The 6,680-nt window shown below is 73.5% G+C and carries 4 protein-coding genes; 3 read left to right on the forward strand and 1 reads right to left on the reverse strand.

Translation table 11 applies throughout. The annotated features are described in order from the left end of the window. Positions 1-3: 3 nt before the first annotated feature. Positions 4-1,302, forward strand: a complete 1,299-nt coding sequence (locus CC117_RS31775) for a DUF58 domain-containing protein (RefSeq protein WP_071091500.1) — start codon at positions 4-6, stop codon at positions 1,300-1,302. Positions 1,303-1,331: 29 nt separating this feature from the next. On the opposite strand, the gene CC117_RS31780 is transcribed toward CC117_RS31775, so the two are convergent. Beyond that, positions 1,332-2,342, reverse strand: coding sequence for a stage II sporulation protein M (locus tag CC117_RS31780; protein WP_071091506.1), 1,011 nt, complete (start codon positions 2,340-2,342; stop codon positions 1,332-1,334). Between the two features lie 89 nt (positions 2,343-2,431). Between CC117_RS31780 and CC117_RS31785 the strand changes: the two genes are divergently transcribed. Together CC117_RS31785 and CC117_RS31790 are read left to right on the forward strand one after the other, a co-directional pair. Then, the gene (locus CC117_RS31785) at positions 2,432-3,301 is read left to right on the forward strand and encodes an RDD family protein (protein ID WP_084133086.1); all 870 of its coding nucleotides are present in this window, start codon (positions 2,432-2,434) and stop codon (positions 3,299-3,301) included. A 660-nt stretch (positions 3,302-3,961) separates the two neighbouring features. After that, a complete protein-coding gene (locus CC117_RS31790) occupies positions 3,962-6,343 on the forward strand; it encodes a transglycosylase domain-containing protein (RefSeq protein WP_241830593.1) in 2,382 nt (793 codons plus the stop codon). Positions 6,344-6,680: the final 337 nt, after the last annotated feature.

Genomic DNA, 6,680 nt, shown 5'->3' on the forward strand with positions numbered 1-6,680 from the left:
GCGGTGGCTATCACCGGCCGCGCCGTGGCGCTGGTCGCGCTGGGCATCGCGGTCCTGGTCGTCTCCCCCGCGTCGGGCGCCGCCTTCCTGGTCGTGAACCTGGTGATCGGTGTGCTGATCATCGCCGACCTCTGTCTCGCGGGCGCGGTGCGCGCCTGCACGTTCAGCCGGTCCGGGCCGACGTCCGCCCGGCTGGGGCAGCCGGTGACGCTCGGGTTCACCGTCACCAACGGCGGCCGCCGAACCGTACGGGCCCGCATCCGGGACGGATGGGTGCCCTCGGCGGGTGCCCGCCCGCGGGTCCACACGGTGACGGTGCCCGCCGGTGAGCGGCGTTTCCTGGAGACGGTGCTGCGCCCCACACGGCGCGGGGACCGGGCACCGGTGCGGATCACGGTCCGTTCGCTGGGCCCGCTGGGCCTGGCCGGCCGCCAGGGCCGGCATCACGCGCCGTGGCGGCTCCGGATGCTGCCGCCGTTCGCCTCCCGCCGCCATCTCCCGGCCGCGCTGGCCCGGCTGCGCGAGGTGACGGGCGAGGTGGCGCTGCGCGGCGGCGGCGCAGGCTCGGAGTTCGACAGCCTGCGCGAGTACGTGGTGGGCGACGACGTGCGGACCATCGACTGGCGGGTGACCGCGCGTCACCACGGCGCGGTGGTCGTCCGCACGTTCCGACCGGAGCGGGACCGCCGGGTCCTCTGCGTCCTCGACTCCGGCCGGACGTCTGCCGGGCGGGTCGGTGACGTTCCCCGTCTGGACCATGCGATGGACGCCGCGCTCCTGCTCACCGCCGTCGCGCTGCGGGCTGGCGACCGGGTCGGCCTGACCGCCTACGACAGCACCACCCGGATCTCCCTGCCGCACACGCGGGACCACGGTCTGCTGGCCCGCATGAGCGAGGCGATGGCCACCCTGGAGCCGGCGCTGGTCGAGGCCGACCACGACGGCATGGCGTCCGCGGTGCTGCGCGCGTCGTCCCGCCGTGCCCTGATTGTGATCTTCACCGATCTGGTGCCGGCGGTGATCGAGGAGGGCCTGCTGCCCGCGCTCCCCACTCTGACCAGCCGGCACACGGTGCTGGTGGCCGCGCTGCGCGACCCCAGGCTGGACGAGCTCGCCGCCGGGCACGACGACGTCGGGCAGGTGTACGCGGCGGCTGCGGCGGAGCAGACGCTGCTGCGCAGGCGTGAGCTGACCGCGCTGCTACGCCGGCGTGGGGTCGAGGTCGTGGACGTCCCCCCCGCGGGCTATGCGGCGGTGGTCACCGACACGTACCTCACGCTGAAGGCGCGCGGCAGGTTGTAGGCACGCCGGCCGACAGGGCCGGGCGCGGTTCAGGCGGCGACGGGCGCGAGGTCCGCGGCGAGCGCGGCGTCCAGGTCGCCGGTCTCGCCGGCGGCGACCGCCCGGCTGCCGTAGACCCACACGTAGGCCACGAAGCCACCCCAGGCCAGGACCCCGATGCCGATGCGGACCGCGGCCGGCAGCGAGGACGGTGTCACGAACGCCTCGATCACGCCGGACAGGCCCAGCGCGACCGCCAGCCCCAGCACGATGGCCACTGCGGCCCGCCCCTCGGCGGCCAGGGCCTCCAGCCGCCGCCGCGGCCCCGGCGCGATGATCGCCCAGCCCAGTCTCAGGCCGACCGCACCGGCCACGAAGACCACGGTGAGCTCCAGCAGCCCGTGCGGCAGGATCAGCGAGAAGAACTGGTCGCTCTCCCCGCAGCCGGCCATGTAGCCGCCGACGAGGCCCAGGTTCAGGGAGTTCGCCGCCAGGACGGCGATCGTCGGCAGGCCGAGCAGCGCCCCGAGCGCCACCGCCTGGGCCGCCACCCAGGCGTTGTTCGTCCAGACCTGGCTGGCGAACGACGAGGCCGGGTGCTCGGAGTAGTAGGAGGCGAACTCGGAGTTGCACAGCGCGGCCACGTCGTCGGGCGGGATGAGGCTGCCCCGCGCCTGCGCGTCGTTAATGATCCAGAGTGCGGCGGCGAGGGCGAGCAGGAGCGAGACCAGCGTTGTCGCGACCACCCAGCGCCAGCGGGCGTAGACGGCGGCCGGGAAGGTCACGGTGAAGTACCGGCCCACGACGTGCCAGCCGCGGTCCGGAGCGCCGACGACGGCGGCCCGCGCCCGGATGACCAGGCTCGCCAGGTCGTCGACGAGGGCCGGGTCGTAGGAACGGCCCCGGATCACCGACAGGTGGGTCGCCGCCCGCTGGTACAGCTCGACGAGTTCGTCGAGCTCCGCGGCCGCCATCCGCCGCGGCCGGGTGGCGCGGTCCACAAGGTGGCCCAACCGCTCCCACTCCGGACGGTGGACGGCGACATACGCATCGAGATCCATGACACCCACTACTCTTCCAGAACGGGGCAGCGGACAGGACAGAGGACGGACATGACGCACCAGCGGCCGACAGGCCCGGGGCACGGCCGGTGAGCCAGGCCGCCGCCGGCACGGCGCAGCTGGTCACGGGCGAGGCCGTCGCCATCGACCTGCGGGTCGCCCGGCTGGGCTCACGCATGGTCTCCGGGCTGATCGATCTGGCGATCCAGGGCTGCGCCCTGGCGGGGCTGCTGGTCGTCACCTTCCTCGGCGTGCAGCCCGAGGACGAGGCGCTCGCCACCGCCCTGTTCCTGATCGTCTACGTGGGCATCCTGCTCGGCTATCCGGTGGCCTGCGAGACGTTCCTGCGCGGGCGCACCCTCGGCAAGATGGCGCTGGGCCTGCGGGTCGTCCGCGACGACGGTGGCCCGATCCGGTTCCGGCACGCGCTGACCCGTGGGCTGATCGGCGTCGTCTGCGAGCGGCCCGGCCTGCTCCTCGGCCTGCCGGCGATCATCTGCATGGTCGTGTCCAGCCGGTCGAAGCGGCTCGGTGACGTCTTCGCCGGCACGGTGGTCCTCCAGGTGAAGGTGCCGCGGGTCGCCGGGGCGCCGCCGACCATCCCGCCGCAGCTGGTCGGCTGGGCCGCACTGCTGGACCTGGCCGGTGTCGACGACGGCCTGGCGCTGCGGGCCCGCAGCTTCCTCGCGCGCACCCACCAGCTGTCGGACGAGTCCCGCGAGCGCCTCGGCACGGAGCTCGTCCGGGAGATCACCGCCGTCGTCGTGCCGCCACCGCCGCCCGGGGCGCCCGGCTGGGCCATCCTCTCCGCAGTGCTCGGCGAGCGGACCCGCCGCGCCTACCTGCGTCTGACGTCCGTGCAGCAGGCGGCGCACGGCCCGGATCCGGTACGCGCGGCGCCGGCCATCCCCCACCCGGTATGGCAACCCGTGGGTTCCGGGGGTGGCCCGCGTGGGTGAGGTCAACAGCGGCGGGAGCCCGCCCAGCCCGGCTGGTCGCCCCGGCCCGGGCTCGTCTAGCGTCTGAACCGCGGGACCCTCCGGGGTGATCGCGACGAACCGCCTCTTTCGCCCCGAGTCATGTGACGGCACGCGTTCAATGACCTTCCGAGGGCCGGGTGAGCAGCTCGGCGCGCGGTCACGCATGCTTGACGGGTCCGCCAGATCGAGCTCCGGCCCTCCTGGTCGGGCCCACATTGGGGGGTGACAACGACGTCGCAGCGACGGGAGTCGGCATCCCCGGTCCGCGGTGAAGCCGCGTCCGGCCGTGCCGGCCGGCAGCAGGACCCACGGGACCCCGGCACAGGTCGGAGGCAGGCAGACATGGGCGGGTCACACGGAGGCATCGCCTACGCCGACGAGCCCGGCCGGGCCGGCAACGGCGACGGCACGGACACCGGTGCAGGCGCGGGCTCGGACTCCGACCCGGGCAACGGCCCTTCCACAGGCAGCCGCGCCGGTACGGGTAGCGGCACGGGCGCGAGTGCTGGCAACGGTTCCCGCGCCGGGAGAGCCGCCAGCTCCGGGCGACGCGCCGGCGCCCGGTCCGGGTCCGGCGCCGGGAGGGGGTCTGGCAGAGGTGCCCTGGTGCCGGGTCTGCACCCAGGGGGCAAATTCGCCGTGCGTCCACCGAGCCGTCGGTTCGCGGCATCGGGGCCGGCGCGGGCCGGCTCCCCCGAGGACCTGCCGTTCGGGCCGCCGACGGGCGGGATCCGCCGCCCCGTCGACCGTCGCCGCCAGCTCACCCGCATCGGGCTCGTCGTGGGCGCGATGGGGGTCGTCGTCGGGCTGCTCGCGCTGCCGTTCTGGGCCGCCGCCGGCCTGTTCGCGAAGGCGTCCGCCGACCACTTCCTGGAACTGCCCTCCAACCTCATCACCCCGCCGCTGCCGGAGAGATCCCGGATCCTGGCGGCGGACGGGTCCGAGATCGCGGTGCTGCGCGGCGCCGAGAACCGGCAGACCGTCAAGGGCGACGAGATCCCGAAGATCATGCGCGAGGCGATCGTCGCGATCGAGGACGCCCGGTTCTACGAGCACAACGGGGTCGACCCGCAGGGCGTCCTGCGCGCCGCCGCCCGCAACAGCGAGGCCGGCACGACCACCCAGGGTGGTTCGACGCTCACCCAGCAGTACGTGAAGAACGTGCTGTTGCAGGACGTCACCACCGAGGAGGAGCGCGATGCCGTCGCCGGCGACTCACTGGACCGCAAGCTGCGCGAGCTGCGGTACGCCGTCGCGATCGAGCAGCGGTTCACCAAGGACGAGATCCTCGAGCGGTACCTGAACATCGCCTACTTCGGCGACGGGGCCTACGGGGTGGGGACCGCCGCCCTGCACTACTTCGGCATCCCGATCTCGCAGGTCTCGCTCGAGCAGGCGGCGCTGCTGGCCGGGCTGGTGCAGAGCCCGTCCCGCTACGACCCGGTGAACCACCCGGATGCCGCGAGGGATCGCCGCAACATGGTGCTCACCCGGATGGCGGACGAGAACTACATCAGCCGCACGCAGGCGGACGCGGCCCGGCAGATCCCAATCGAGGTCATCCGCGACCAGCCGAGGGCGCAGGACTCCTGCGTGGCCTCCTCCGCGCCGTTCTTCTGCGACTACGTCCGCGCTCAGCTGCGTGCCAGCCCGGCACTCGGCGCGACGGCGGAGGAGCGGGAGCGCCGCATCTACGAGGGCGGCCTCACCATTCAGACAACGCTCAACCCACAGGTGCAGAACGCGGCGCAGACGGCGGTCGACTCGACGATCCCGCGGGACAGCCGGGTGTCGGCGACCGAGGTGGTCATCCAGCCCGGAACCGGCGCGATTCTCGGCATGGCGGTCAACCGCACCTACGGGACCGATGTCGCCGCCAACCAGACGGTGGTACCGCTGCCGACCCTGGACAAGCCCGATGGGCCCCCCTTCCAACCTGGGTCGACGTTCAAGACGTTCACCCTGGCGGCGGCATTGGAGCAGGGTTACGGCGTGAGAACGGCCTACTACTCGCCGGCCTGCTACGAGACCCCCGCCTTCCCCCTGGAGCGCCGCACCGGCGAATGCCGGAAGGGCTACCAGAACGCAGACCCCGCCGAGGCCGGCATCTACGACATGGGCAAGGCGACCTGGGACTCGGTCAACACCTACTTCATCCAGCTGGAGGAGGAGGTCGGGGTGCCGGCGGTCGTCGAGATGGCCACCCGGCTCGGAGTCTCCCCCGACCACCTCAAGGACATCCCGTCGACCAAGGGTGATGTGACCATCGGCGGCGAGTACGTGACCCCGATGGACATGGCCGTCGCCTACTCCACCCTGGCGGCCGGCGGCATCCGGTGTGACCCGCGGTTCGCGTCCTCGATCGTCGACTCGGCCGGCCAGGCACTCGACGTCGGAGTCACCCCGAAGTGCGAGCGGGTGCTGTCGCAGGGGGTCGCGGACACCGTGACGAGCATCCTGGCCGGGGTCCTCACCAACGGAACAGGCGGAAACGCCCGCTTCAACCACCCCGCGGCGGGGAAGACGGGCACCAACGACGGGTTCTCCAGCGCCTGGTTCGTGGGCTACACCCCGCAGATCGCGGCCGCGGTCGCGGTCGGCGACCCGAACGGAGCGGAGACCCACCCACTGCGCAACGTCCGCATCGGCAGGCAGGACTGGGCGCATGTGTACGGCGGCGACCTGCCCGCGATGATCTTCGGGCAGTCGATGCGCGGGGCGCTGGCCGGCCAGCCGGTGCAGCCGCTGCCCGCCGCGGACCCGGCGACCGCGCGGGGCACGAAGGGCGGCCGGCTGATGAACCCCGGTAGCGTCCCGGCCGCACCCACACCCACACTGCCCAACCCGCAGGACCTGCTACCGGGCGCCGGCGGTGGTCAGGGGACGGGCCAGATCCCCGGGCTGCTCCTGCCAGGCCAGCAGCAGCCCCAGAGCGGCGCCGCGACCGGGCAGGGCGGCCAGACCGGACGTCCCGTACGGCCCACTGGTCAGCAGCAGGGCAGCGGCGACCAGGGGCGATGACGCCCGGCTGGCGCCAGGACGGGTGACCCGGGCTGGCAGTCAGGGCAGTGACCGGCTGACCGCCGGGTGACCTCGCGCAACCCGCGGGACCACCCGGCGGTCAGGAGACGGGGTCAGCGGGCGGGGCCGAGCTGGCGCAGCGGCAGCTCGGCCCCGCCCAGCTCCGGCGTGACCTGCCAGCGGCTACCGCCCAGAGTCTGCCGGATGGCTGGCTCCCAGAACTCATTAGTGACCGGGGCCGGCGTCCGCCGGCCACATGGGGCGACGGAAAATGTCCGTGGTCACCCGGATGACGTCGGGCCTCCTTGGTGCCGAAGGTTGGAGCCCGTCCATTAGT

Source organism: Parafrankia colletiae (assembly GCF_001854655.1).
Taxonomy (GTDB): domain Bacteria; phylum Actinomycetota; class Actinomycetes; order Frankiales; family Frankiaceae; genus Parafrankia; species Parafrankia colletiae.